Origin of the sequence: Nonomuraea sp. NPDC050786 (assembly GCF_040654115.1) — a bacterium.
Lineage (GTDB): Bacteria > Actinomycetota > Actinomycetes > Streptosporangiales > Streptosporangiaceae > Nonomuraea.
This window is the reverse complement of record NZ_JBFAHJ010000003.1, coordinates 137,630-161,973: the sequence shown is the minus strand read 5'-3', so window position 1 is coordinate 161,973 and position 24,344 is coordinate 137,630. Positions and strand designations below refer to the sequence as shown.

At 71.2% G+C, this 24,344-nt stretch carries 19 protein-coding genes; 10 read left to right on the top strand and 9 right to left on the bottom strand.

Annotation, left to right across the window (positions count from 1 at the left end; all coding sequences use genetic code 11):
* Window positions 1-30 precede the first annotated feature (30 nt).
* Complete coding sequence (locus AB0H84_RS08350; protein WP_357600102.1) at window positions 31-1,236, top strand: ROK family transcriptional regulator; 1,206 nt, start codon at window positions 31-33, stop codon at window positions 1,234-1,236.
* 9 nt (window positions 1,237-1,245) lie between these two features.
* Here the strand turns inward: AB0H84_RS08350 and AB0H84_RS08345 are convergent, their stop codons facing one another.
* The 3 genes from AB0H84_RS08345 to AB0H84_RS08335 are packed head-to-tail and all read right to left on the bottom strand — an operon-like array spanning window position 1,246 to window position 3,769.
* The gene (locus AB0H84_RS08345; protein ID WP_357600100.1) at window positions 1,246-1,989 is read right to left on the bottom strand and encodes a neutral zinc metallopeptidase; all 744 of its coding nucleotides are present in this window, start codon (window positions 1,987-1,989) and stop codon (window positions 1,246-1,248) included.
* A 36-nt stretch (window positions 1,990-2,025) separates the two neighbouring features.
* Entirely contained in the window at window positions 2,026-2,838 is an 813-nt protein-coding gene (locus tag AB0H84_RS08340; RefSeq protein WP_357600099.1) for a neutral zinc metallopeptidase, read from the bottom strand.
* Window positions 2,839-2,881: 43 nt separating this feature from the next.
* Window positions 2,882-3,769 carry a neutral zinc metallopeptidase gene (locus AB0H84_RS08335; RefSeq protein WP_357600097.1) on the bottom strand — a complete coding sequence of 296 codons (888 nt, stop codon included), beginning with the start codon at window positions 3,767-3,769 and terminating at the stop codon, window positions 2,882-2,884.
* A 132-nt stretch (window positions 3,770-3,901) separates the two neighbouring features.
* Here AB0H84_RS08335 and dxs point away from each other — a divergent pair, with 132 nt between their 5' ends.
* Together dxs and AB0H84_RS08325 are read left to right on the top strand one after the other, a co-directional pair.
* On the top strand, window positions 3,902-5,782 hold the full coding sequence (gene dxs / locus AB0H84_RS08330) for a 1-deoxy-D-xylulose-5-phosphate synthase (protein ID WP_357600970.1): 1,881 nt from the start codon (window positions 3,902-3,904) through the stop codon (window positions 5,780-5,782).
* 506 nt (window positions 5,783-6,288) lie between these two features.
* Window positions 6,289-7,761 carry an amino acid permease gene (locus tag AB0H84_RS08325; RefSeq protein ID WP_357600094.1) on the top strand — a complete coding sequence of 491 codons (1,473 nt, stop codon included), beginning with the start codon at window positions 6,289-6,291 and terminating at the stop codon, window positions 7,759-7,761.
* A gap of 34 nt (window positions 7,762-7,795) precedes the next feature.
* Here the strand turns inward: AB0H84_RS08325 and AB0H84_RS08320 are convergent, their stop codons facing one another.
* The 4 genes from AB0H84_RS08320 to AB0H84_RS08305 form a co-directional block, all read right to left on the bottom strand.
* Entirely contained in the window at window positions 7,796-8,176 is a 381-nt protein-coding gene (locus tag AB0H84_RS08320; protein ID WP_357600092.1) for an SSI family serine proteinase inhibitor, read from the bottom strand.
* Between the two features lie 91 nt (window positions 8,177-8,267).
* Entirely contained in the window at window positions 8,268-10,361 is a 2,094-nt protein-coding gene (locus tag AB0H84_RS08315; protein WP_357600089.1) for a 3-hydroxyacyl-CoA dehydrogenase NAD-binding domain-containing protein, read from the bottom strand.
* Entirely contained in the window at window positions 10,358-11,542 is a 1,185-nt protein-coding gene (locus AB0H84_RS08310) for a thiolase family protein (RefSeq protein ID WP_357600086.1), read from the bottom strand. The genes AB0H84_RS08315 and AB0H84_RS08310 overlap by 4 nt, the downstream gene beginning before the upstream one ends.
* Window positions 11,543-11,581: 39 nt before the next feature.
* On the bottom strand, window positions 11,582-12,310 hold the full coding sequence (locus AB0H84_RS08305; protein WP_357600083.1) for a hypothetical protein: 729 nt from the start codon (window positions 12,308-12,310) through the stop codon (window positions 11,582-11,584).
* 259 nt (window positions 12,311-12,569) lie between these two features.
* Between AB0H84_RS08305 and AB0H84_RS08300 the strand changes: the two genes are divergently transcribed.
* The 6 genes from AB0H84_RS08300 (at window position 12,570) to AB0H84_RS08275 (ending at window position 20,839) form a co-directional block, all read left to right on the top strand.
* Window positions 12,570-13,970 carry an LCP family protein gene (locus AB0H84_RS08300; protein WP_357600080.1) on the top strand — a complete coding sequence of 467 codons (1,401 nt, stop codon included), beginning with the start codon at window positions 12,570-12,572 and terminating at the stop codon, window positions 13,968-13,970.
* A gap of 305 nt (window positions 13,971-14,275) precedes the next feature.
* The gene (locus AB0H84_RS08295) at window positions 14,276-15,400 is read left to right on the top strand and encodes a hypothetical protein (RefSeq protein WP_357600078.1); all 1,125 of its coding nucleotides are present in this window, start codon (window positions 14,276-14,278) and stop codon (window positions 15,398-15,400) included.
* Between the two features lie 80 nt (window positions 15,401-15,480).
* Window positions 15,481-16,473 (top strand): LacI family DNA-binding transcriptional regulator, encoded by a 993-nt coding sequence (locus tag AB0H84_RS08290; RefSeq protein ID WP_357600075.1) that lies wholly within the window; start codon window positions 15,481-15,483, stop codon window positions 16,471-16,473.
* Window positions 16,470-17,243 (top strand): TIM barrel protein, encoded by a 774-nt coding sequence (locus tag AB0H84_RS08285; protein WP_357600072.1) that lies wholly within the window; start codon window positions 16,470-16,472, stop codon window positions 17,241-17,243. The genes AB0H84_RS08290 and AB0H84_RS08285 overlap by 4 nt, the downstream gene beginning before the upstream one ends.
* 26 nt (window positions 17,244-17,269) lie before the next feature.
* Entirely contained in the window at window positions 17,270-18,196 is a 927-nt protein-coding gene (locus AB0H84_RS08280) for an alkaline phosphatase family protein (protein WP_357600070.1), read from the top strand.
* 60 nt (window positions 18,197-18,256) lie between these two features.
* Window positions 18,257-20,839 (top strand): PEP/pyruvate-binding domain-containing protein, encoded by a 2,583-nt coding sequence (locus AB0H84_RS08275; protein WP_357600067.1) that lies wholly within the window; start codon window positions 18,257-18,259, stop codon window positions 20,837-20,839.
* A gap of 56 nt (window positions 20,840-20,895) precedes the next feature.
* On the opposite strand, the gene AB0H84_RS08270 is transcribed toward AB0H84_RS08275, so the two are convergent.
* Both AB0H84_RS08270 and AB0H84_RS08265 read right to left on the bottom strand, forming a co-directional pair.
* Window positions 20,896-21,762, bottom strand: a complete 867-nt coding sequence (locus AB0H84_RS08270) for a sugar phosphate isomerase/epimerase (RefSeq protein WP_357600063.1) — start codon at window positions 21,760-21,762, stop codon at window positions 20,896-20,898.
* Between the two features lie 64 nt (window positions 21,763-21,826).
* On the bottom strand, window positions 21,827-22,924 hold the full coding sequence (locus AB0H84_RS08265) for a dihydrodipicolinate synthase family protein (protein WP_357600968.1): 1,098 nt from the start codon (window positions 22,922-22,924) through the stop codon (window positions 21,827-21,829).
* A 398-nt stretch (window positions 22,925-23,322) separates the two neighbouring features.
* Between AB0H84_RS08265 and AB0H84_RS08260 the strand changes: the two genes are divergently transcribed.
* Window positions 23,323-24,333, top strand: a complete 1,011-nt coding sequence (locus tag AB0H84_RS08260; RefSeq protein ID WP_357600060.1) for a transposase — start codon at window positions 23,323-23,325, stop codon at window positions 24,331-24,333.
* Window positions 24,334-24,344: the final 11 nt, after the last annotated feature.

Below are 24,344 nucleotides of genomic sequence, written 5' to 3'. Positions count from 1 at the left end.
GACTCTCAGCCCCCCTTGAAGGAACCCCAGATGCGTGCCGGCCCTTCCCAAGAGGACATCAGGCGCCACAATCTCGGCGCGCTGCTCCGCCATGTCCACCTGGGAGGGCCGATCTCGCGTGCCGAGCTGACCGCGAAGATGGGGCTCAACCGCAGCACGATCATGGCACTCACCTCCGACCTCACCGCGGCGGGGCTGGTGCGCGAGGAGCTGCCCCGCGAGACGGGCCGCGCGGGACGGCCCTCGCTCGTGGTGCGGCCCGAGTCGGCGCGGGTCTACGTGTTCGCCTTCGACGTCGGCCCCGACCGGCTCGCGGTCGCCCGGGTGGGCCTCGGCGGGGTGATACTCGACCGCCGCGAGACGGCACGCGAGCGCGGCCCGTTCCAGCTGGAGGAGCTGGCCGGGACGCTGGCCGGCTTCGCCAGGCAGATGCGGCGCAAGACCAGGGACGACACCGTCTGCGTCGGGGCGGCGGCGGCCGTCTCCGGCGGCGTGCGCAAGGCCGACGGCGTGGTGCGGTTCGGGCCGAACCTGCTGGCCGAGGAGGTGCCGTTCGGCGAGGAGCTGGGCCGCAGGCTCGGCCTGGGGCTGCCGGTCAGCGTGGGCAACGACGCCAACCTGGCCGCGCTCGCCGAGCACAGCCGCGGCGTCGGGGCCGCTGTCAGGGACCTCATCTACCTGCATGGTGACGTGGGCATCGGCGGCGGCATCATCGCGGGCGGCCACCTGCTGGGCGGCCACGACGGCTACGGCGGCGAGGTCGGCCACATGGTCGTCAACCCCGGCGGCCGCGCCTGCGGCTGCGGCTCGCACGGATGCCTCGAGGCGGAGGTGGGGGAGCGGGCCCTGCTGGAGGCGGCGGGCCGCGTCGGTCCCGGGCAGCACGGGCGGGACGCGGTGCGCGCCGTGGTGGAGGCCGCCGACCGGGGCGACATCGAGGCGCAGGCCGCGCTCAGCCAGGTCGGCGACTGGCTGGGGCTGGGCGTGGCGAACCTGGTGAACATCTTCAACCCGGAAATGGTGATCTTCGGGGGGATGCTGCGGGAGATCTACCTCGGGTCGGCGGCGCAGGTGCGTACCCAGCTCGCCCTGCACGCGATGGCCCCGCAGCGGGAGAGGCTGCGGCTGCGCACGTCCTCGCTCGGGGACTCCGCCACGCTGGCGGGCGCGGCCGAGCTGGCCTTCGCCCACGTCCTCGCCGACCCTCTTGAGGTCCTGGCTCGCGCCACCGCCTGACCGGGAAGGTCAGGTGACCTTGGACGTGATGGCCGTCCACGTGTTGCAGAAGCCGGTGGCGCCGCCGCGGTAGCCGCGGTCCTGCCAGAAGGCGAGGTTGCGCGGCTTGCCGTGGATCTCGCTCTCGTCCGCCCTGCGTACGGCGTCGATCCAGTCGTCCCAGTCGATCCCCGGGTTGATCGACTCGAGGGTGGAGCTGTAGAAGACGCCGGCGAAGCATTCGGCCTGCATCTCCAGCCGGTGGCTCAGCAGCGCCCGCGAGCTGTCCGAAGCGGGCCAGTACAGCGCGTTCTGCGCGTCCAGCACGCCGATGAGCTGCTGCACGTGGTGCCCCCACTCGTGGGCGACCGAGTGCGCGATGTTCATGCGGAACGGGTCGCGCAGGTCGCTCTTCATGATGCGGATGACGATCGTGCGCTGGCCCGGGCAGTACTGTGCCCCGTTGCTGGTGATCTTCCCGCAGACGGAGTCGCTTCCCGTCGTGATCGTGACCTCGGGCGAGGTGTACGTCAGGCCGGCGGCCGCGAACTGGGCGGCCCAGAAGCGGTCGGCGCAGCCGGCCATCGCGCGGTGGAAGGACTTGAGCGAGGCGACGCTCCCCCCGCGGATCTGCGGGATCGCGCACTCCTGGGCGGCCACGTGAGCGCCCGTCATCCCCGACAGGCCGGCCTGCGCGATGCTCGACGCTGCCCGGGCCGGCCCGGAGAAGAGAACCAGACCCGCGACCATGCCCGCTAAGAGGGAAATGCGCACGATCGCGGATCTTAGATCACTTAGTGCTGGTTTGCGCTAGAGGACCTTGGCCTTCGGGGCGGTCCAGGTGTTGCAGGCGCTCCCCGACTGGGCCTTGAAGCCGCGCTTGGCCCAGTAGGCGACGTTGGAGTCCTTGCCATGAGTCTCGTCGGCGTCGCTGCGCACCTTCACGCCGATGGAGCCCAGGTTGAGCCAGTTGTGGGTGGAGTCGAGCAGGGCGTCCCATTCGGCGTTGCTGCGGCCGAGCGAGCCCCAGACACGGCCGACGAACGCCCCGCCCAGGCACTCCGCCTGCAGCTCGGAGCGGCGGCTCGCGTCGAGTGCGCGCGCCTCGGTCGTGCGGTAGAGGCTGTCGGTGGCGTTGAGTATGCCGGTGAGCTGCTGGATGTGGTGTCCGTACTCGTGGGCCAGCACCGCCATCAGCGCCAGGTTCCGCGGCTCCTCGACGATCTCCGGGGTCAGCCAGAACGTGATGGACTTGTTCTTCGGGCAGTAGATCGCCTGCGCGCCTTCGGGGAACTTGCCGCACGCCGTCTTCGTGCCCGCCTTGGTGATCACCGTGAGCTTGGGGGTGCTGAAGCGGAAGCCCGCCTTCTTCACCACGGGCGCCCACGCCTGCTTGAGGCAGTCCATCACGGAGGAGAAGTAGACCTCCGCCTCCTCGACGGTCCCATTGTTGACCTGCGGCTCGTCACACGTCTGGGTGGCGAGCTTGCCCGCCTTGTACAGCGGGTTCTTCGTCAGGACCGGCTTGAAGGCGGGCGCGGGGGCGGTGGCCGCGTGGGCCGTGCCGGCGAAGAGCAGGCTCGCCACGGCGCCTGCCATGAGCGCCAATCGGGGGATACGCATGAGAAGGCACCCTATTAAAGAGGGAGTTCCAGGTAAAGGAATATTAAAGTGTATTTCTGGTGGAGGCGGCCCAGGTGTTGCACGCGCCCGGGGTTCCCCGGTTGAAACCGCGCGTCATCCACGCGGCCTGCGTCGGGCCCCTTCCGTGGTCGTTCTGCGGCCAGCCCTTGGCGCCGTTCTTCCTGAACCAGTCCACGGTGTACGCCCAGTCGGCGTCCGTGACCAGCTCCGTGCCCTTCATCGTGCTCATGAAGACCGAGGAGAGGCATTCGGCCTGCAACTCCGAATTGCGGGAGAGCTGCAGCCGTTGCGCCTTTCCCGCCACGGTCCTGGCCGCCCAGTAGTAATTCCAGATGCCGGAGGTCTGCTGGACGTGGTGTCCGTACTCGTGGGCGATCAGGCGGGTGATGCCCAGCGGGAACGGGTTCTTCAGCTGGTCCTTGCTGATCATCAAGTACATGGTGCGGTCGGTGGAGCAGTAGACGCCGTCGGCGCCGGCGTTCCACGCGCCGCAGGGCGTCTTGACCTTGGTGGTGATGATGCGCAGCCGCGGCTTGGCGAAGGGCAGCCCGGCCTTGCGGAACTGGGCGCCCCATGCCCGGTTGAGGCAGCCGGTCACGCGGGTCAGGAAGCGCCGGTACGCGGTCATGCTCCCGGCCGGCAGGTCGCCGGGCGCGCAGTTCACGTCGGTCAGCCGGCCGGTCCGGTAGAGCGGGTTCGCCGTCGCCAGCGCCCTGCCGATCGAAGGGCCCTGCTTCGCCTGGCTGGAGACCTTGGCGGGGGGAGAGGCGAGCTGCTGGGCCTCGTTCTGTGGCTCCGTCGAGGTGGTGGCCACGTCGGCCAGCACGAGCACCAGACCGGCCGCTGCCAGGGCAAGTGCCAGCATGGCGACCGCGAGTGCCGCGAGTTTGCTTTTGGGGACGGAGTTCATATGTCCCGAAAGACTAGGTCAAGATCGGACATATGTGGGTGGATTTGACTCGATGGAGTCAGTGAGGCGTCCGCGAACTAGACTCGGACCGTCGGCGCACAAGAGCAGAGGGGAGTCGGATCCGTGAGCGGGTTGCTGGGCTCGATTAAGGGACCGCACGACGTCAAACGGCTCGCTGTCGAGGAGTTGCCACAGCTCGCAGGGGAGATCCGTGATCTGCTCGTCGACTCGTGCGCCAGGTTCGGCGGCCACCTCGGCCCCAACCTCGGGGTGGTCGAGCTGACCATCGCGGTGCACCGGGTCTTCGACTCGCCGAACGACCCCGTCGTCTGGGACACCGGCCACCAGGCGTACGTGCACAAACTGCTGACCGGGCGGGCCGCGGGCTTCGAGGCGCTCAAGCAGGAGGGCGGCCTGTCCGGCTATCCCAGCCAGGCCGAGTCCGAGCACGACTTCGTCGAGAACTCCCACGCCTCGACCGCGCTCTCCTATGCCGACGGCCTGGCCAAGGCGTTCAAGCTGCGTGGCGAGCGCGACCGCACGGTCGTCGCCGTGATCGGCGACGGCGCGCTGACCGGCGGCATGGCCTGGGAGGCGCTCAACAACATCGCCGCCGCCAAGGACCTGCCGGTCGTCATCGTGGTCAACGACAACGGCCGCTCCTACTCGCCCACGATCGGCGGCCTGGCCTCCCACCTGTCCTCGCTGCGGGTCAACCGCCGCTACGAGGACATGCTCGAATACGTCAAGGAGAAGCTGGGGAACGTTCCCGTCCTCTACGACGCGCTCCACGGCTTCAAGAAGGGCGTCAAGGACGTCCTGGCGCCGCAGGTCATGTTCGAGGACCTCGGCCTCAAGTACGTCGGCCCCATCGACGGCCACGACGAGCAGGCCATGGAGGCGGCGCTGCGCAAGGCCCGCGACTTCCGCGGCCCCGTCATCGTCCACGCGCTCACCCAGAAGGGCCGCGGCTACACGCCCGCCGAGAACCACGACGAGGACCAGTTCCACTCGCCCGGCGCCTTCGACCGGGCCACCGGCGCGGAGAAGCCCAAGGGCCGCATCTGGACCAACGTGTTCAGCGAGGAGCTCGTCCGGCTCGGCAAGGAGCGCGAGGACCTCGTCGCGATCACCGCGGCCATGCTCCACCCGACGGGCCTCAACGCGTTCGCCGAGGCCTTCCCCGAGCGCATCTACGACGTCGGCATCGCCGAGCAGCACGCGCTCACCAGCGCCGCCGGGCTGGCCCTCGGCGGGATGCACCCCGTCGTGGCCGTCTACGCCACGTTCCTCAACCGCGCCTTCGACCAGCTCCTCATGGACGTCGCCCTGCACCGGCTGCCGGTCACCGTGGTGCTCGACCGCGCGGGCGTCACGGGCGACGACGGCGCCAGCCACAACGGCATGTGGGACCTGTCGATCCTCCAGGTCGTCCCCGGGCTGCGCATCGCCGTGCCGCGCGACGGCGACCGGCTGACCGAGCTGCTGCGCGAGGCCGTGGAGGTCACCGAGGGCCCGACCGTGCTGCGCTTCCCCAAGGGCCCTGTCGCCGAACCGGTCGAGGCGGTGGGCAAGCTGGGCGAGATGGACCTGCTGCGCGCCCCCGCGGGCGAGCCCGACGTGCTCCTGGTCGGCGTGGGCCCGATGGCGCAGGCCTGTATGGACGCCGCGGTCCTGCTCGACGCCCAGGGCATCTCGGCCACCGTGGTCGATCCCCGCTGGGTCAAGCCGCTCGACGAGGCGCTCGTGCTGGCGGCGAGCGCCCACAAGCTGGTGGCCGTCGTCGAGGACAACGGCCGCGTGGGCGCCGTGGGCGACGCCGTGGCCCGCCTGCTGCGCGACGCCGACGTGGACGTGCCCGTGCGTACGTTCGGCATTCCGCAGGAGTTCCTCGACCACGCCAAGCGGGCCGTGATCCTCAGCCGGATCGGGCTGACGGGGCAGGACCTCGCCCGCCAGATCACGGAGGCCGTCGCCAAGCGCACCTCCCACGAGGAGCCCGCCCGCCACTGACCACCCTGCGGCGCCTGGAGATCAGGCGCCGCGGCCCCCTACCGGCGGCACCCACTCAAGGGTCCTCCCGCGCTCACGTTGCTTCGCGCCCGCGTCCCCCTGCGCCCATGTCCCTGCGCCCAAGTCCCCCTGCGCCCACGTGGGCGCGCATCGAGGTGACGCGGTCGCGTCGGCGGCTGCCCATCGCACCCGTCGCCCTGGCTGCCGTTACGCCGCCCGCGTGCTGTGCCGCCGCCCGGTGCCCACGCCCGGCGCTCAGACACCGCCTGCGTCGGCGCCTGTGATGCCTTGCCTGCGCGCCGCTCTGGCAGGCCGTGCTGCAGCCGGATGCCGTGCGGTAGGCCGTGCCGCAGCCGGACGCCGTGCGGCAAGCCGTGCCGCAGCCGGACGCCGTGCGGCAAGCCGTGGCACAGGCGGACGCCGTGCAGCAGGGCGTGACGTGCGGGAAGCCGTTGCACGCGCGCGATCAGGCATGATCGCGAAGGGTGGGGGAAGGATCACTAGTCGTGGAGATCTTTCGCACGAAGAGTGTCGAGCAGTCCATCCGCGACACCGAAGCCCCCGAGCACCAGCTGCGTAAGCGCCTGACCGCCACCGATCTGACCGTCTTCGGCATCGGGGTGATCGTCGGCACCGGGATCTTCGTGCTCACGGGACAGGTCGCCAAGACGATGGCGGGCCCGGCGGTGGCTGTCTCGTTCGTCGTGGCGGGCATCGTCTGCGGGCTCGCCGCCCTGTGTTATGCCGAGTTCGCCTCCACGATCCCGGTCGCCGGCTCGGCCTACACCTTCGCCTTTGCGACCCTGGGCGAGTTCCCGGCCTGGGTGATCGGCTGGGACCTGACGCTGGAGCTGGCGCTGGCCGCGGCGGTGGTGGCGGTCGGCTGGTCGGGCTACTTCGCCTCGATGCTCTCCTCCATCGGCGTCCACCTGCCGAGCGCGATCGCGGGCGACAACCCCGTGGTGAACGTGCCCGCCATCGCCATCGTCCTCATCCTCACCACGGTCCTGGTCGTCGGGATCAAGGTGTCCTCGCGGGTCAACCTCATCCTCGTGGCCACCAAGATCGCGGTGGTGCTCCTCGTGATCGTGGCCGGGCTCTTCTTCGTCAAGGCCGCCAACTACACGCCGTTCATCCCCGAGCCGGTCCCCACCCCGCAGGTGGGAGGGCTGAAGGCGCCGCTGGTCCAGGTGCTCTTCGGCGTCACGCCCGTCGCGTTCGGCGTGCTCGGCATCTTCTCGGCCGCCGCGATCGTGTTCTTCGCGTTCATCGGCTTCGACATCGTGGCCACGGCCGCCGAGGAGACCATCCATCCGCAGCGCGACGTGCCGCGCGGCATCCTGGGCTCCCTGGCCATCTGCACGGCGCTCTACGTCGCCGTCTCGCTCGTCGTCGTCGGCATGCAGCGCTACGACCAGCTGAGCGTCTCGGCGCCGCTGTCCGACGCGTTCACCTCGGTCGGCTTCGCCTGGCTGGCCACGATCATCAGCATCGGAGCCCTCGCCGGCCTGACGACCGTGGTGCTCGTGCTGCTGCTCGGGCAGACCCGGGTGCTGTTCGCGATGTGCCGCGACGGGCTGCTGCCGCGCTCGCTGTCCAAGGTCCATCCCCGCTTCGGCACGCCGGCCCGGCTGACGGTCATCGTCGGGGTGGTGGCGATGGCGCTGGCCGGGTTCGTGTCGTTCGGCGAGCTGGCCGAGCTGGTCAACATCGGCACGCTCTTCGCGTTCGTGGTGGTCTCGATCGGCGTGGTCGTGCTCAGGCGCACGCGGCCGGACCTGCCGCGGGGGTTCCGCGCGCCGCTGGTGCCGGCGCTGCCGATCCTGTCGGTGCTGGCCTGCCTCTACCTCATGCTCAACCTGCCGGTGGAGACGTGGCTGAGGTTCCTGGTCTGGATGGTCATCGGCGTCGTCGTCTACTTCGTGTACGGCTACCGCCACAGCCGGACCGCCGCTCCCTCGGTCAGGAGCGACGACTGAGGGGCGGGCGCGACTCCCGCCCCCCGGCGTCGGGTCAGAGGTCGAAGAGCGCCCCTGTCGCGGCCTTCACCAGGCAGGCGTTGCCGAAGACCTTGCCCCAGCGCACCGGCTTGCCGTCCCAGCGGCCCTTGGCCGCGACGGCGTGCGGCTGGGCCTCGCGGGTGCAGACGGCGTCCGGCGACACGTTGAGCTGCCCGGGATCCCCGTTGACCTGCTCCAGCAGCTCACAGGCCGCCTGGGCGTCCGGGTGAGTGCCGCCGGCGGGCTCGCAGTGCAGCCGGGCCGTCTTCGTCTCCCCGCCCTTCACCGCGACGACGAGCTTGAGCTGGTCCTTCGGGCGCGCGGCCATGGCGGGCGACGAGGTGCCCAGCAGGACGAGGCCGCAGAGCGCGAGTGCGCCTAGTGTTCGGATCATGATTACTCTCCGTTCGTAGGAACGTTACGCAACGCTACGACGGAGCCGGGTGAGGGTTAAGGAGGCCCGCCGGGCGGGCCTCCAAAAAGGATCAGACAGGCACCGAGGCGATACCCGGAGCGAGGAAGCGCGGCCGGGCGATGCCCGTCCTGTCCAGGTACGGGGTGATCCCGCCCAGATGGAAGGGCCAGCCCGCCCCGAGGATCATGCACAGGTCGATGTCCTGCGGGGCGGCGACCACGCCCTCGTCCAGCATGATGCGGATCTCCCTGGCCAGCGCCGCCAGCACGCGGTCGCGTACCTGCTCGGCGGTGGACGGAGACGTGCCGCCGGAGAAGATCGCCACCGCCTCCGGGTCGAGCGTGAAGTCGGGGCGGTAGACCCCCGGCTTGCCCGCGGCGACCAGCTTGGCCATGTTCTCCGAGACCCCGAACCGGTCGGGGAACGCCTCGTGCAGCGTCTCGGCCACGTGCAGCCCGACGGCCGGGCCGACCAGCTGCAGCAGCGCGAACGGCGTCATCGGCAGCCCGAGCCCGTCCAGCGCGTGCTCGGCCACCTCCAGCGGCGTGCCCTCGTCCACGGCCGACACGACCTCGCCCATGAAGCAGGTCAGCAGCCGGTTGACCACGAACGCGGGCGCGTCCTTGACGAGCACCGACGACTTCTTCAGCGTCCTGCCCACCGCGAACGCCGTGGCCAGCGTGGCGTCGTCCGTCGCGGCGCCGCAGATGATCTCCAGCAGCGGCATGACGGCCACCGGGTTGAAGAAGTGGAACCCGACCAGCCGCTCGGGATGCTCCAGCTCGGCGCCCATCGCGGTCAGGGAGAGCGAGGAGGTGTTCGTGGCCAGCACGCACTCCGCCGAGACCACGGCCTCCACCTCGGCGAACACCTGCTTCTTGACCGCCAGGTCCTCGAACACGGCCTCGATCACGAAGTCGGCGTCGGCGAAGGCGTCCTTGGTCAGCGAGCCGGTCACCAGGGCCTTGAGCCGGTTGGCCTGGTCACTGGAGACGCGGCCCTTGCCGAGGAGCTTGTCGACCTCGGCGTGCACGTACCCGACGCCCTTGTCGAGCCTGGCCTGGTCGAGGTCGGTCAGCACGACCGGCACCTCCAGGCGGCGCGCGAACAGCAGCGCCATCTGCGAGGCCATCAGCCCCGCGCCGACCACGCCGACCTTGGTGACCTTGCGGGCCAGCGACGGGTCGGGCGCGCCCGCGGGCCGCTTGGCGCGGCGCTGCACCAGGTCGAACGAGTAGAGCCCGGCCCGCAGCTCGTCGCCCGTCAGCAGGTCGGCCAGCGCCTGGTCCTCGGCGGCGAAGCCCTCGTCCCGGGAGGCCGTGCGGGCCTGGCCGATCAGGTCGAGCGCGCGGTAGGGGGCGGGGGAGGCGCCGCGCAGCTTCATGTCCACCAGGAAGCGCGCGTCGCCGACCGTCTTGTCCCAGTCTTCGTCGTCGTGGGCGGGCCGCTCCACGGCCACCTCGCCGTTGACCACGCGGGCGGCCCAGCGCAGCGACTCCTCAAGGAAGTCGGCGGGCTCGAACATCGCGTCCGCGACGCCCAGCTCGTACGCCTCCTTGCCCTTGATCATGCGGTTCTGGGAGAGCGGGTTCTCGATGATCAGCTTGATCGCGGCGGCGGGGCCGATCAGGCGGGGGAGCAGCTGCGTGCCGCCCCAGCCGGGCACCAGGCCGAGGAAGCACTCCGGCAGCGCCACCGCGGGCACGCCGGAGGAGATCGTCCGGTACGTGCAGTGCAGCGCCACCTCGAGCCCGCCGCCCATCGCCGCGCCGTTGACGAATGCGAACGACGGGATCGGCAGCTCGCCCAGCCTGCGGAAGACGTAATGGCCCAGCGCGCCGATGGCCAGGGCCTCCTCGCGCGTGGTCAGGGAGGCCGCCCCCTTGAGGTCGGCGCCGACGGCGAAGATGAACGGCTTGCCCGTCACGCCCACCGCGGCCAGGTCGGTGCGCTCGGCGATCTCCGACAGCGCGCCGTTGAGCGCGAACAGGCCGCGCGGGCCGAACGTGTTGGGCTTGGTGTGGTCGAAGCCGTTGTCCAGCGTGATCAGCGCCATCGTGCCCGCGCCGTAGGGCAGCTGCACGTCGCGCACCAGCGCCTTGGTGACGACCTCGTCGCCGCTGCGCTCGCTCAGCAGCGCCCGCCAGGTCTCGATCTCACTCATGCCAGGTTCTCCCAGATCACAGTGCCGCCCATGCCCATGCCGACGCACATGGTGGTGATGCCGTACCGCACGTCGGGACGCTCGCCGAACTGCCGCGCGAGCTGCGTCATCAGCCGCACGCCCGACGAGGCCAGCGGGTGGCCGTAGGCGATCGCGCCGCCGTACTGGTTCACGCGGGGGTCGTCGTCGGCGATGCCGAAGTGGTCGAGGAAGGCCAGCACCTGTACGGCGAACGCCTCGTTGATCTCGAACAGCCCGATCTCGGAGATGTCCAGGCCGGCCAGCCGGAGCGCCCGCTCCGTGGACGGGATCGGCCCCACGCCCATGACCTCGGGGTCCACGCCGGCGAACGCGTAGGAGACGAGCCGCATCTTCGCGCCCAGCCCCAGCTCGTCGGCCACCTCCTTGGCCGCGACGACGCACCCGGTGGCGCCGTCGTTGATGCCGGAGGAGTTGCCCGCCGTGACGTTGCCGTGCGGCCGGAACGGCGTCTTGAGCGCGCTCAGCCCCTCCAGCGTGGTGCCCGGTCGCGGCGCCTCGTCCTCGGCCGCCAGGCCCCAGCCCTTCTCGGCCGTCCTGATCGCGGCCGGCACCAGGTCGGGCTGGATCTTGCCGTCGGCGTACGCCTTGGCCGCCCGCTCCTGCGACAGCACCGCGTACGCGTCCGCGCGCTCCTTGGTGATGGCCGGGTAGCGGTCGTGCAGGTTCTCCGCCGTCATGCCCATGACCAGCGCGCTCGGATCGACCAGCTTCTCCGACAGGAACCGCGGGTTCGGGTCGACGCCCTCGCCCATCGGGTGGCGGCCCATGTGCTCGACGCCGCCCGCGATGGCCACGTCGTACGCGCCGAACGCGATGCCGCCCGCGACCGTGGTGACCGCGGTCATCGCGCCCGCGCACATGCGGTCGATGGCGTAGCCGGGCACGCTCTTGGGCAGCCCGGCCAGCACCGCCGCGGCCCGGCCGATGGTCAGGCCCTGGTCGCCGATCTGCGTGGTCGCGGCGATGGCGACCTCGTCCACGCGCTCGGGTGGCAGGTGGGGGTTGCGCCTGATGAGCTCGCGGATGACGCGGACGACCAGGTCGTCGGCGCGGGTCTCCGCGTACAGCCCCTTCGGCCCCGACTTGCCGAAAGGCGTGCGCACGCCGTCGACGAACACGACGTCACGAGAGGAAGGCACGGATTCGCTCCTCGTTGGAGAGTGGGTTCCGTGCCTATGCTACTCGCCAGTAACTACTCCGCAGACGAGGGCGGCGGTCAGCAATGCGTAAATGACGGCCGTGCCCGGCTCCCAGAGATGGGCGCGGGCTCCGACCAGGGCCGCGACCGCCACGGCCGCGCCCGTCCAGAGCGCCGCGCCCTCTCGCGGGCGCGCGCCGTGGCCGGGGTCCCACGGATCGCCAGGTGATCCGCCCGACCGCGCGGCACGCGCCAGCATCCCCACTGCGTCACGTGCCCACCAGATGACGAACAACACCCCCGCCGCGATGCTCACCACCGCCAGCGCCTCGGCGGCCCAGCGCAGGGAGTCGGCGAAGGCGTGCAGGGCGGCCTCGCGGAAGAAGTGCGGCTCCGTCCAGCCGAGCAGCAACGTGACCGCCCAGCCGCAGGCCACGGCGAGCCTGCTGAGCGGCCGCGCCCGTTCCGAAGGGGCGACGGCGTAGAGCTCGAGCTCGCTCCGGCGGACGAGGCGGGCGTGGGCTCCCCACACGTACTGGGTGGCCACGAGGACGGGGAGCGCGGTCATGAAGATCGCCAGCGAGAGCACGGCCAGCGGCAGCGTCTGCTCCTTGGTCTGCGCCCGGTCGGCCAGCAACTGGGCGGTGGTCAGCAGCGCGATGGCGGCGGAGAGGGCGACGAAGGTCCGTCGGCGGGCGGCCCTGGCCGTGGCCCGCAGTCCGGCCAGTCTCTGAGCGCCGGGAGGGGGCGCCGTCTCGGTCAACAGCATGGATGTCATGATGTCCTCACTCCGCGTAGCGACGCCTGGGATTCGCCAGCTTTGGATGGAGCCCTCGCCGGCACGGAAGAGTGGCAGCGCAGGGGATTGCCCCGGCCGGTGAGATGGCGCGACATTCCCTTGGGCCGCACGTTTTCTCAGTACACTGCGCGTCACCGGAGGGGGGCGTGTGAGGGAGAGCGCGAAAAGGGCGGGGGATGCTCCATCTCGGCGGCGGGGCCGCGGGCAGGGCCGGCGCCGGCGGCTCTCCGTGCTGGGGTGGGTCGGCATCGGGCTGACGTTCGTGCTGGTGGCCGTCTCGCTCGGGGGGTACGCGTACTACCGGCACATCGACGGCGGGATCAAGCGCGAGGGCATCGATCCCGGAACGAACCGCCCGCCGGACACCGGCGCGCTCAACGTCCTGCTCGTCGGCTCCGACTCCCGGGAGGGCGACAACAAGAAGTACGGCCCGCACCTCAAGGAGATCGGCGAGCGCACCGACACGATCATGCTGCTGCACATCTCCCCCAACCGGGACAAGGCCACCATGATCAGCTTCCCCCGTGACTCCATGGTGATGATCCCCGAGTGCCGCAGCCGCAGCGGCGCCGTGCTTCCCGGGGGCCTGCGCCAGATCAACTCCGCCTTCAACGACGGCGGCATCAACTGCACGATCAGAACCCTCGAGTCGCTCACCAACATCAAGATCAACCACTTCGTGAAGGTCGACTTCACCGGCTTCAAGGGCATCATCGACGCCATCGGCGGCATCGAGATCTGCCTGCCCAAGGCCGTCAACGATCCCAAGTCCAAGCTGGTGCTCGGCCCGGGCAAGCACGTGGTCAACGGCGAGCAGGCGCTGGGCTACGTGCGCACCCGCTACGCGCTGGGCGACGGCAGCGACCTGAGCAGGATCCAGCGGCAGCAGGTCTTCCTCACCAAGGTGCTCGAAGCGGTCACCAGCGGCGGTCTGCTCACCAACCCGGTGAAGCTGAACGCGTTCCTGGAGGCGGCCGCCGCGGCCGTCACCGTGGACAGCGGGCTGACGCTGGAGCGGATGGTGGACATCGCCAACAGCGTCAAGGGCCTGACGGCCAAGGAGCTCAAGGGCATCACCGTGCCCACCGAGCCCTATCCGCCGGACAAGAACCGGGTCCAGTTCAGCGAACCGGCGGCGCGCGAGTTCTTCGAGAGCGTACGGAACGACGTCGAGGTCACCGCGGCCCCCACGCCCGGCAGGTCAGCGGGCCCCAAGATCGAGAACAAGCAGGTGCGCGTCCAGGTGCTCAACGGCACGGGCGAGCCGGGCAAGGCGGTCCAGGTGGCCGACCAGCTGGCGGCGCAGGGGTTCGTGATCACGGAGGTCGGCAACGCCGCCGTGACCGCCACCACCGCCATCCGGTACGCCAAGAAGGACACCACCGACGGGCCCGCCTACGCCGACGCGGTGGCGGCGCGGCTGTCGAAGGAGAAGAGGACGCCGGTGGCGGGCAAGGTCCGGCCGGTCAACACGCAGCCGTACAAGGGCCGGGCGGGCGTCCAGGCGCCCGACGGGCCGATCGTCCAGCTCGTCATCGGCAAGGACTGGCCCGGGGTGCGCGTGGTCTCGGCGATCCCTGACTCGCTCAAGGACAAAGTCGTCGACTCCACCACCAACCCGTGTCTATGACGCCCAGTCCTCGGGCCGGGCGGTGACGTTCCCGGTCCGTTCTGCGCCTGTCCGTAGCGCTCAGCCGGGCTTTCGCGCCTCTTCAGCTGCAGGCCGCAGCACTGCTGTTGCGGAATGTGACGAATGTTACGCAGAGTGGTTTTAGGGAAACATGTGAAATTTCCGGACAAGTTGAGGTTTGGTCTGCTAGGAAAGGGCGCGGTCCGCATTCGTACTAGAGAGGTTCCATCGTGGCGCGCGACGAGAACGACAGGCCTTACGAGGAAGGGCAGGGGAGGTCGTTAAACCCGGAGATGACGGGTGATGTGCTTTCCCCACGGTGGAGCACCGAGGACACCGACGAGCAGCCCGCCATCCAGGTCGTCGGCAACGAGACCTACATCCTTCCGCTCGACAAGAGCGAGCCGCAGCTCATCGAGGGCCGCGACGTGCTCGACGACGGTCCCCACGACGTGCTCGGCGGCTCCGGGGGCTCGCACGACGTGCTCGGCGGCCCCAGCGGCGCGCACGACGTGCTGGGCGCCCACGACCTCGGCGGCCCCAGTGGCGCGCACCACGTGCTCGGCGAGCCGCATGCGAGCGGCAACCACGACCTGCTCGGAGAGCCCCAGGCGGGCGGCACCCGCGACCTTCCGAGCGACCCGAGCGGCTCGCACGGCGTCGAGGACGAGAACCCCTACCTTCCGCTCGACCGGAGCTACGAGTCCGGCCTCGACGACGGCCTCGACCGCGACGACGACAAGCCCAAGCGCGGCTTCCTCGGCTCGGGCTGGACCGACGACTCGGACGAGGGGCGGCCGCGCGGCCGCTCCGGTGACGGCGAGGGCCGTGGCCGTTCCGGCGACGGTGAGGGCGAGGTGCGCCGCCGTACCAGGAAGCTGCTGGTGGCGGCCGCCGCGGTCGTGCTGGTCGGGGTGGGCGCGGGCTTCCTGCTCACCGGCAACTCCTCCGACGACCCCTGCAAGGCCGGCCAGTGCGCCAGCGCGGGCGAGGTGACCTCTCCGTCGGAGACCGCGGCCCCCGAGGACACGGAGGCGGAGGAGGAGACCGCCGAGCCCACCGATTCGGAGAGCGCTGAGCCGACCGACACCGAGTCCGCGCAGCCGTCCACCCCGCCGACGCAGCGGGCGCGGCACACGCGCGAGCCCTCGGCCCGTCCGACGAACACGCGCACCGGACAGCCCACGCAGCGGGCGAGCACCCGGCCCACCCGCGCCCCGCAGAACCAGACGTCGGACGACGGCGACGACACCCTCGCCGACCCGGGCAGTGACAACACGACGGGGACCAAGGCGCCGGAGACCAAGGCGCCGGAGTCCAGGAACACCGAGGCTCCTCCCGCCACCCAGGCGCCCCAGACCCAGGCGCCCGCGCCCACGCCCACGAAGGAGAGCAAAGGCATCCTCGACATCCTGTTCCCCTGGGCCTGAGCACCGTAGGGTGCTCACCGGGGGATGCGGATCCAGGTACTGGTCTGGCAGACTTGGAAACCGCTTTCCGGGGAGGTCTAGTGGTCACGCTTGAAGACGTCGCCAGGCAGGCGGGCGTCTCGCTCGCGACCGCCTCGCGGGTGCTCAACGGCAGCACCCGCCAGGTGGGCGCGGCCCTGCGGGCGCGCGTCGAGCAAGCCGCCGACGAGCTGGGCTACCGCGCCAACATCGCCGCTCAGACGCTGGCCCGAGGTGCGGGCAACGTCATCGGCATCGTCGTGCACGACCTGACCGACCCCTACTTCGCGGCCCTGGCCGACGGGGCGATGCGGGCGGCCACCACCGAGGGCCTGCTGGTCATGGTGGGCACCACGCATCGCGACCCCGAGCAGGAGATCGCCTATGTCGCCACGCTGCACGCCCAGCGCGTGCGGGCGGTGCTGCTGGTCGGCTCGCGCGTCGCCGACCCGGCCGTCACGGGGCGGCTCCGCGACGAGCTGGCCCGATACCAGGCGGGCGGCGGCCGTGCCGCCTGCGTGGGCCAGGACCTCCTCGGCGTCGACACCGTCGCGCCCGCCAACAGGCAGGGCGCGGCCGAGCTCGCCCGCGCGCTGGCCGGGCTCGGGCACACGCGGTTCGCGGTGCTGGCCGGGCCGCCGCACCTCGTCACGGCGGCCGACCGGTGCGCCGGGTTCACCGAGGCGCTGGAGGAGCTCGGGCTGCCCGCGCCACAGGTGATCAACGGGCCGTTCGACCGCGACGGCGGCCATGCCGCGGCCCAGCAGGTCAGGGACGCGACCTGCGTGTTCGCGGTCAACGACGTGATGGCGGTCGGGGCGCTGGCGGCCTACAGGGAGCGCGGGGTCAGGGTGCCCGAGGACGTCTCGGTGGCCGGGTTCGACGACATCGTCACGTTGCGCGATCACGTGCCCGCGCTGACGACCGTGCGGCTGCCGTTGAAGGACATGGGGGCGCGGGCGCTGGAGCTGGCCCTGGGCGAGGAGGACGCGATCGTGGTCGAGCAGGTGGCCGGCGAGGTCGTGCTGCGGGAGAGCGTACGGAGGCTGGCGTGAGGCTGGCGGTCAGCACGCTGGGGATGCCCGGCGAGGGGCTCGACAGAGCGATCGAGATCGCCACCGGAGGCGGCTGCCAGGGCCTCGAGCTGCGCCTGCACCCGGACACCGGGGTGCACGGCGGGCTCGACGCCGCCGGGCGGCGCTCGGTGCGGGAGCGGGTGGAGCGGGCAGGTCTCGAAATTTCGGCGCTCGCCGGATATGTCGGCATTTGTGAGCCGGGGGATGATGAACCGGTCGTCGAGGCGCTGATCGCCGACCTCCGGCTCGCCGCCGACCTGGGTGCGCCCGGTGTGCGGGTGTTCCCACGCGGCGACGACCCGGCCGTCGGCGCCCGCAGGCTCAAAGCCGTCTCCGGTACGGCCGCCGCGCTCGGCGCCCGCGTTCTCGTCGAGACGCACGACCGCATGGCCACCGGCGCGGCGGTGGCCGGGCTGCTGGCGGAGGCGGCCTGCCCCGAGACCACTGGCGCGATCTGGGACCTGCTGCACCCGTGGCGCCACGGCGAGTCCCCGGCCGACACACTGGCCGCGCTGGGTCCCTACCTCTCCTATGTCCAGGTCAAGGACGCCGTCTCGGCCGAGGACACCACGCCGGTGCCCATGTGGACGGGGTCGGTGCCGCTGGAGGAGTCGGGCGAGCTGCTGCGCGCGGCGGGTTACGACGGGTGGGTCTCCCTGGAGTGGGAGCGCACGTGGTATCCGCAGGTCGCGCCGGTCGAGGAGATCCTGCCCGGCGCGGCTGACTGGGTGCGGCGTTTCGCCCTTTAGGTGGCTTTCGCCGCTTAGATAGGGGGATGCCCCTTTCTAAGCGGAACAAGGTGCTCGTCGTCGGCATGGACGGCCTGCGGTTCGACCGGCTGCGCGCCCTGGGCGCGCCCGTGCTGGACGGGCTGATGTCCTCCGGCGCGTACGGCACCAGCAAGCTCCCCTACGGTGAGGCGGGAACGCCGCGTACGGAGTCGCCCGGCGAGATCGTGCCCAAGAGCCCGGAGTCGGGCGGGCGGGTCATCGCGTCGCGTACCGACTCGGGCCCCGGCTGGTCGTCGATCGCCACCGGGGTCTGGCCGGACAAGCACGGCGTGGTGGACAACGCCTTCACCAACCCCAATTTCACGAAATTTCCTGACTTCCTGACTCGTGCGAAGAATGTCCGGCCGGAGCTGACCACCGCCGCGTTCTTCTCCTGGACCTCGCTCGACGAGCACGGCGCCTTCAGCCGGGCGATCGACCACCGGTTCGTGGTCGACGGGTACGGGATGGGCCTCTGGGCCGAGGCCGACCTGCAGGTCGCCGAGGCCGCCGAGCGCCACCTGGCCGACGCCGACGCCGACGCCGTCTTCGTGTACCTGGGCGACACCGACGAGGTGGCCCACGACCTCGGCCCCCATTGCCCGGAGTACTTCGCCGCGCTCCAGACCCAGGACGCCTACCTCGGCCGCCTGCTCGATGCCGTACGCGGCCGGTCCACGTACCCGGGCGAGCGATGGACGGTGCTCGTCACGACCGACCACGGGCACGTGGACGAGGGCGGGCACGGGGGGACGTCGGACGAGGAGCGCACGGTGTTCGTGATCGCGAACCGGTTGGGGGAGGACCTGGGCGGCCGCTCGCTCTCCGGGCCCCGGCTGGTGGACGTGGGGCCGACGGCGCTGGGCGTGCTGGGCATAGCGGCCGATCCCGCGTGGGAGCTGGACGGAACAGATCTTTTCATCAACTGTTGAATTTCTGCCCGGAACGCGTGACACTGGATGACAGGACGCTGACGGGCAGAGGAGCACCCGATGAACACGGCACTCGACTTCGCCGAGATCGACGCGGGCATGCTGGCGGAGGTGGGCGGCAAGGCCGCGAACCTGGGCGAGCTGACCAGGGCCGGCCTGCCCGTCCCGCCGGGCCGGGTGCTGACCACGGAGGCGTACCGGCAGGTGGCGCAGGGCCTCGAGACGAGCGGCGACGACCTCGCCGAGCGGGCCAGGCGGCACCTGCTCGAGGCGCCGGTGCCGGCGGCCGTCCACGAGGCGATCGTGAAGTCCTACGCCGAGCTGGGCGACGACGTGCCCGTCGCGGTCCGCTCGTCGGCCACGGCCGAGGACCTGCCGTTCGCCAGCTTCGCCGGGCAGCAGGACACCTTCCTCAACGTGGTCGGCGCCGATGCGGTGGTGGACGCCGTACGCCGCTGCTGGGCCTCGCTCTGGACCGACCGCGCGGTCGCCTACCGGGAGTCCAACGGCATCGACCACGCCACGGTGCGGCTCGCGGTGGTCATTCAGGTCATGGTGGACTCCCAGGTGGCGGGGGTGATGTTCACCGCGAACCCGGTGACCGGGCGGCGGCGCGAGGCCGTCATCGACGCCAACCCCGGGCTCGGCGAGGCCGTCGTCTCCGGCGCCGTGAACCCCGACCGCTTCGTCGTGCACGGCGGCGAGATCCTCGAACGCCACGCCGGCGACAAGCGCCTGACCATCCGCTCGCTCCCCGGTGGCGGCACCGAACGCGTCGAGACCGCTCACGAGGAGCTCTGCCTGACCGACGACCAGGTGCGCGCGCTGGCCGACCTGGGCGCCCGCGTCGAGGAGCACTACGGGGCGCCCCAGGACACCGAGTGGGCCGTCGACGAGCACGGCAAGATCTGGCTCACCCAGGCCAGGCCGATCACCACTCTGTATCCGCTGCCCGAGCAGAGCAGGCCCGGCCTGCGGGTGTACTTCTCGGTCAACGTCGTCCAGGGCGTCATGGGGCCCATCACGCCGATGGGGATCTCGGCGTTCCGGCTGCTCAGCGCCGGAGGGGCGAGAGCGTTCGGCTACGGACCCGCCGACCGGCTCGACGGCGCGGCGTTCGTTGCCGAGTCGGGCGGGCGCGTGTGGTTCGACCTGACCACGGCCGTCCGCAGCCGCTTCGGCCGCGCCCTGCTGCCGCGCGCTCTCACGCTGGGCGAGGCCCGCGCCGTCCCCCTCTTCGAGCAGCTCATGCGAGACCCGCGGCTCTCGCCGGCGTACACCTCGCCCCGGCCGGTCCTGCGCGCCATAGGCAGGTTCGCGCGCGGCATCCACGCCCCCTCCCGGGTCCTGCTCGCGCTGACCAGTCCTCGCAGGGCCCTCGAGTACACCGCCCGCCTCGGCACGGAGCTGGACCGGCGCCTCGTGCCGCCCGCGTCCGCCACCCCCGAGCAGCGCCTGGACCACGCCGAGCGCCTGCTCGCCGGCCTCTTCCCGGTCATGCTCTCGATCATGCCGATCGTGATCACCGGCTACGGCCTCTTCGCGCTGGCCGCCAAGCTCTCCGGCGTGCCGCTCAACGACATGCAGGACATCCTGCGCAGCGTCCCCCACAACCCGACCACGGAGATGGACCTGGAGCTGTGGGACCTGGCCACCCGCGTCGAGCCGGAGCCGTTCAAGGAGCGGCCGGTCGCCGAGCTGGTCCGCCTCTACCAGGCTGGTGAGCTCCCGCCGGTCGCCCAGCGGGAGATCGCCGCGTTCCTGGACAAGTACGGCCACCGGGGGGTCGCGGAGATCGACCTGGGCGTGCCGCGCTGGTCGGAGGAGCCCGCGCACATCCTCGGCGTGCTGGCCAACTACCTGCGGATGGACGGCGGCGCCGACCTCGCGCCCTCCGCGCTCTTCGCCAAGGGCGCCGAGGAGGCGCGCTCGGCCGGCGCCCAGGTGGTGTCCGCGGCCCGGCGCAAGGGCTGGTGGCGGGCCCCGGTGGTGCGCTTCGGGCTGCGGCGTACGCGGGAGTTCGCGGGGCTGCGCGAGCTGCCCAAGTTCTACCTGGTCAAGACCCTCGCCGGGGTGCGGCGGAGCATGCTGGTGGTCGGGGAGCGCCTGGTCGAGCTCGGGGTCCTCGACTCGGCGTCCGACGTGTTCTTCCTGAGCTTCCGGGAGGCCAGGGCCGCCCTCGGCGGAGGCGATCTGCGCGCGGCCGTGGCGGAGCGGCGGGCGTCGTACGAGCAGGAGTCGCGCCGCAGGCACGTGCCCCGGGTGCTGCTCTCCGACGGCACCGAGCCCGAGGCGCTCGCGTCCGCGGCCGCTGCTTCCACCGCTGGTGGCGCGCTGACGGGGACGGCCGCCTCGGCGGGCACCGTCACCGGCGTGGCCCGGGTGGTGCTCGACCCCATCGGCGCCCACCTGGAGCCGGGCGAGATCCTGGTCTGCCCCTCGACCGACCCCGGCTGGACGCCGCTCTTCCTGACGGCGGGCGGCCTGGTGATGGAGATGGGCGGCGCCATGTCGCACGGCGCCGTGGTGGCCAGGGAGTACGGCATCCCGGCCGTCGTCGGCGTCCCCGACGCCACCCACAGCATCACCACGGGCCAGCAGATCGAGGTGAACGGGGCGGCGGGCACCGTGACGCCGGTGTGACGCCGGTGTGACGGCGAGCGGCGGCACGGGTGACGTGTGCCGCCGCTCTCAGGGGGTCAGGGCAGCACGACGTCCTCGTACCGGGCCTTCATCGTGGCCACCACCTCGTCAGGGTCGGCGGCCCAGATGTCGGCGTTGAAGATCTCCACCTCGACGTCACCGGCGTAGCCGGCCTCGCGGACCGCCCGCGTGATCGGCCCGAAGTCGATCACGCCGTCGCCCATCATGCCCCGCCCGAGCAGGATGTCCTGCGGCAGCGGGTGCAGGTAGTCGCACACCTGGTAGGAGGCGATCCTGCGGCCGGCCCGCGCGATGTCCTCGAACACCCGCGGGTCCCACCACACGTGGAACGTGTCGACCACCACGCCGACCTGCTCCTCCGGGTAGGCCAGGCTCAGGTCGAGCGCCTGGCCCAGGGTGGACAGGACCGCCCGGTCGGGGCAGTAGATCGGGTGCAGCGGCTCCAGGGCCAGCTTGACCCCGCGCTCCCCGGCGTAGGGCGCCAGCTCCGCCAGCGCCTCCGCCACCCGCTCCCGCGCCCCGGCCACGTCACGCGAGAAACCGCTCCCGGGCAGCGGCTCGCCCGGCTTGACGCCGGGCAGGCCGCCGACCACCATCACCAGGCACGCCGCCGACAGCTCGGCCGCCTCGTCGATCGCCCGCCGGTTCTCCTCGAGCGCCTGCGCGAACGCCCGGCGCCCCTCCTCGCCCGGCAGCCCGCCGGCCGTGAGGAAGCCGCCCCGGCACAGCGACGACACCCGCAGCCCCGCCTCGCGCACCAGCTTCACGCTCTCCGCGAGACCCTGCTCGGCGACCTTCTCCCGCCACAGCCCGACCGCCTCCAGGCCGTGCCGCACGCACCCGTCCACGGCTTCGGCCACGGACCAGCGCCTGGTCGTCCACTGGTTCAGCGCAAGCTTCATAGGACCGCCTTCGTCGGTCCTATGACGCAGCTTGCTGTGTCCAACGTTCCCTCGCTTCGCTCGCTCACAGTCCGTTCACCGCCAGCAGCGCCTTCATCCTGCGTACGGCCAGATCCTGGTCGGCCAGGAGCCCGGCCTGGTCGGCGAGGCGGAACACCTCCGACAGGTGGAGCAGCGAGCGGGCCGACTGGGCGCCGTTCACCATGGCGAACGCGTCCTGGTGGCCGTTCAGCCAGGCCAGGAAGACGATGCCGGTCTTGTAGTTGTACGTCGGCGCCTCGAAGATCTTCCGCGACAGCGGGACGGTCGGGGCGAAGATCTCGTCATAGCGGTCCAGGTCGCCGGCGTCGAGCGCGTGCAGGGCCGCCGCCGCGGCCGGGGCGATGGCGTCGAAGATGCCCAGCAGCGCGTGCGAGCCCGACTTGATCAGCGACGGGTAGTTGAAGTCGTCGCCCGTGTACAGCTTGACGCCCTCGGGGAGCGCGGCACGCAGCCGTACCTCGTGCTCCTCGTCCAGCAGCGACACCTTCACGCCGTCCACCAGCGCGGCGTGGGCGTGGATCAGCTCCAGGAACGACTCCGTCGCCGCCGCCACGTCCCGCGAACCCCAGTAGCCGGCCAGCTGCGGGTCGAACATCTCGCCCAGCCAGTGCAGGATCACGGGCCGGTCGGCCAGGCCGAACAGCTTGCCGTACACCTGGTGGTAGTCCGCCGGGCCGGTCGCCACCCTGGCGAGCTGGCGGGAGGCCATGACGATCACACCGGCGCCGGCCGACTGGACGGTCTCGATCTGCTCGGCGTACGCGGCGGTGATCGTGTTCAGGTCGGCGGCCTGGGGCGCGTGGTCGGTGCCCGCGCCGCACGCGACTAGCGTCGCCGGGTCGCCGTACGGGCGGGCCTCGGCGGCGCTGCGCCGGATGAGCTCCTTGGTCGCCGCCCAGTCCAGGCCCATGTTGCGCTGGGCGGTGTCCATCGCGTCCGCCACGCGCAGGCCGTGCGACCACAGGTGGCGGCGGAAGCGCAGGGTGGCGTCCCAGTCCACGGCGGCGGGGGAGCCGGGCGTGTTGTCGCCGAGCGGATCGGCAACCACGTGGGCGGCGGCGTACACGATGCGGCCGGCGGGCGCCTTCTCCGGCACCGGCCACATCACGGGCTCGCGCAGCTCGTAGGCGCCGAACCCCGGCAGGTCGATCGTCGTCACAGAATTCCTCCGAGGATGCTCCGGCTCTCACTCCGGACAGGAACCAGACTCTTGCGGAGTCGGGCGGGGGACGCCGAATCGCGTGCTGGGCATTCAGACGCCTGTTCGCGATGGCCGCACCGGCTGGGAACGCTCAATTGTCGTACCTTCCCTGTAGGTTCTGATCGTGGTGGCGGTAACGAAAGCAAGTGAGGGTGCCGAGCACGCCCGGTACACCTACCGGCTTCGTGTGTCGTCCACTGCGTGCGCCAAGCTGCTGGGCGAGTGGGACCGCTGCCGTTGGGTGTGGAATCAGTGCGTTGCCGCCTCCCGGGCCGCGCATGGAGAGGCAGGAGTGCGGAGCGGCCAGGCTGGACAAGATGCTGACCGGCTGGCGCGGCGAGCATGATTGGCTCCGCACGGGAGCGTCGGTCCCGCAGCAGCAGATCATCCGCGACTTCGCTCGCTCCCGCGCCAAGGCACTGAAGGACATCAAGGCTCGCCTGCCCATCAAACGGCGGGCTGGAATGCCCCGATTCAAGAAAAAGGACCTGGCAGACCCGACGCTGAACTACACCCGGCGCGGCTTCCGGTTGAAGGGCGGTCGACTGCATCTTGCAGGCGGCATCGTACTGACGGTGGTGTGGTCCCGGGACCTCCCTGCCGACCCCTCCAGCGTGCGCATTTACCGGGACAGTCTTGGGCACTGGTACGCCTCGTTCGTCGTCCCCGCCGAGGTATGGCCACTTCCCCCGACGGGTGCGGTGCTTGGTGTGGATTGGGGAGTGAAGGAGATAGCGAGCACCACCAGCGACGCCCACGACCTCCCTCACCCCGGCTTCGGGAAGAAATCCGCTGGCAAGCTGGCCCGCTACCAGCGGATGATGGCCCGCCGTCGTCGCCCCGAGGGCCAGGCGACGTCGAAGGGGTGTCGCAAGGCCAGGCGGCAGGCCGCCAAGGCTTACAAACGAATGGTTCGGCAGCGGCAGGACGTTGCCCGCAAGTGGGCCAAGCGTGTGGTAACCGACCATGATGCCATCGCGGTGGAGGACTTCCGGCCGAAGTTCCTTGCCAAGACCACCATGGCGCGGAGGGCCGCCGACGCGGCCATCAGCGCCACCAAGCGCGAGCTGATCAACATGGCGCGCAAGCACGGACGCATCCTGCGCCTCGTGGACCCCGCCCACACCACCATGGAATGTGCGCAGTGCGGAGCAAGAACCAAGCACGCACTACCTCTTTCCGAACGTACCTACACCTGCATCGTGTGCGGAGCCGTCTCCCCCAGGGATAAGAACTCCGCTCACGTGATGCTCGTCCGGGCTGGTCTGAACCCGGCTGGTGCCGATCGCGTAAGCCTTGACTGTCCGCCGGACAGCCGAGCAGCGTGAGCCAGGAATCC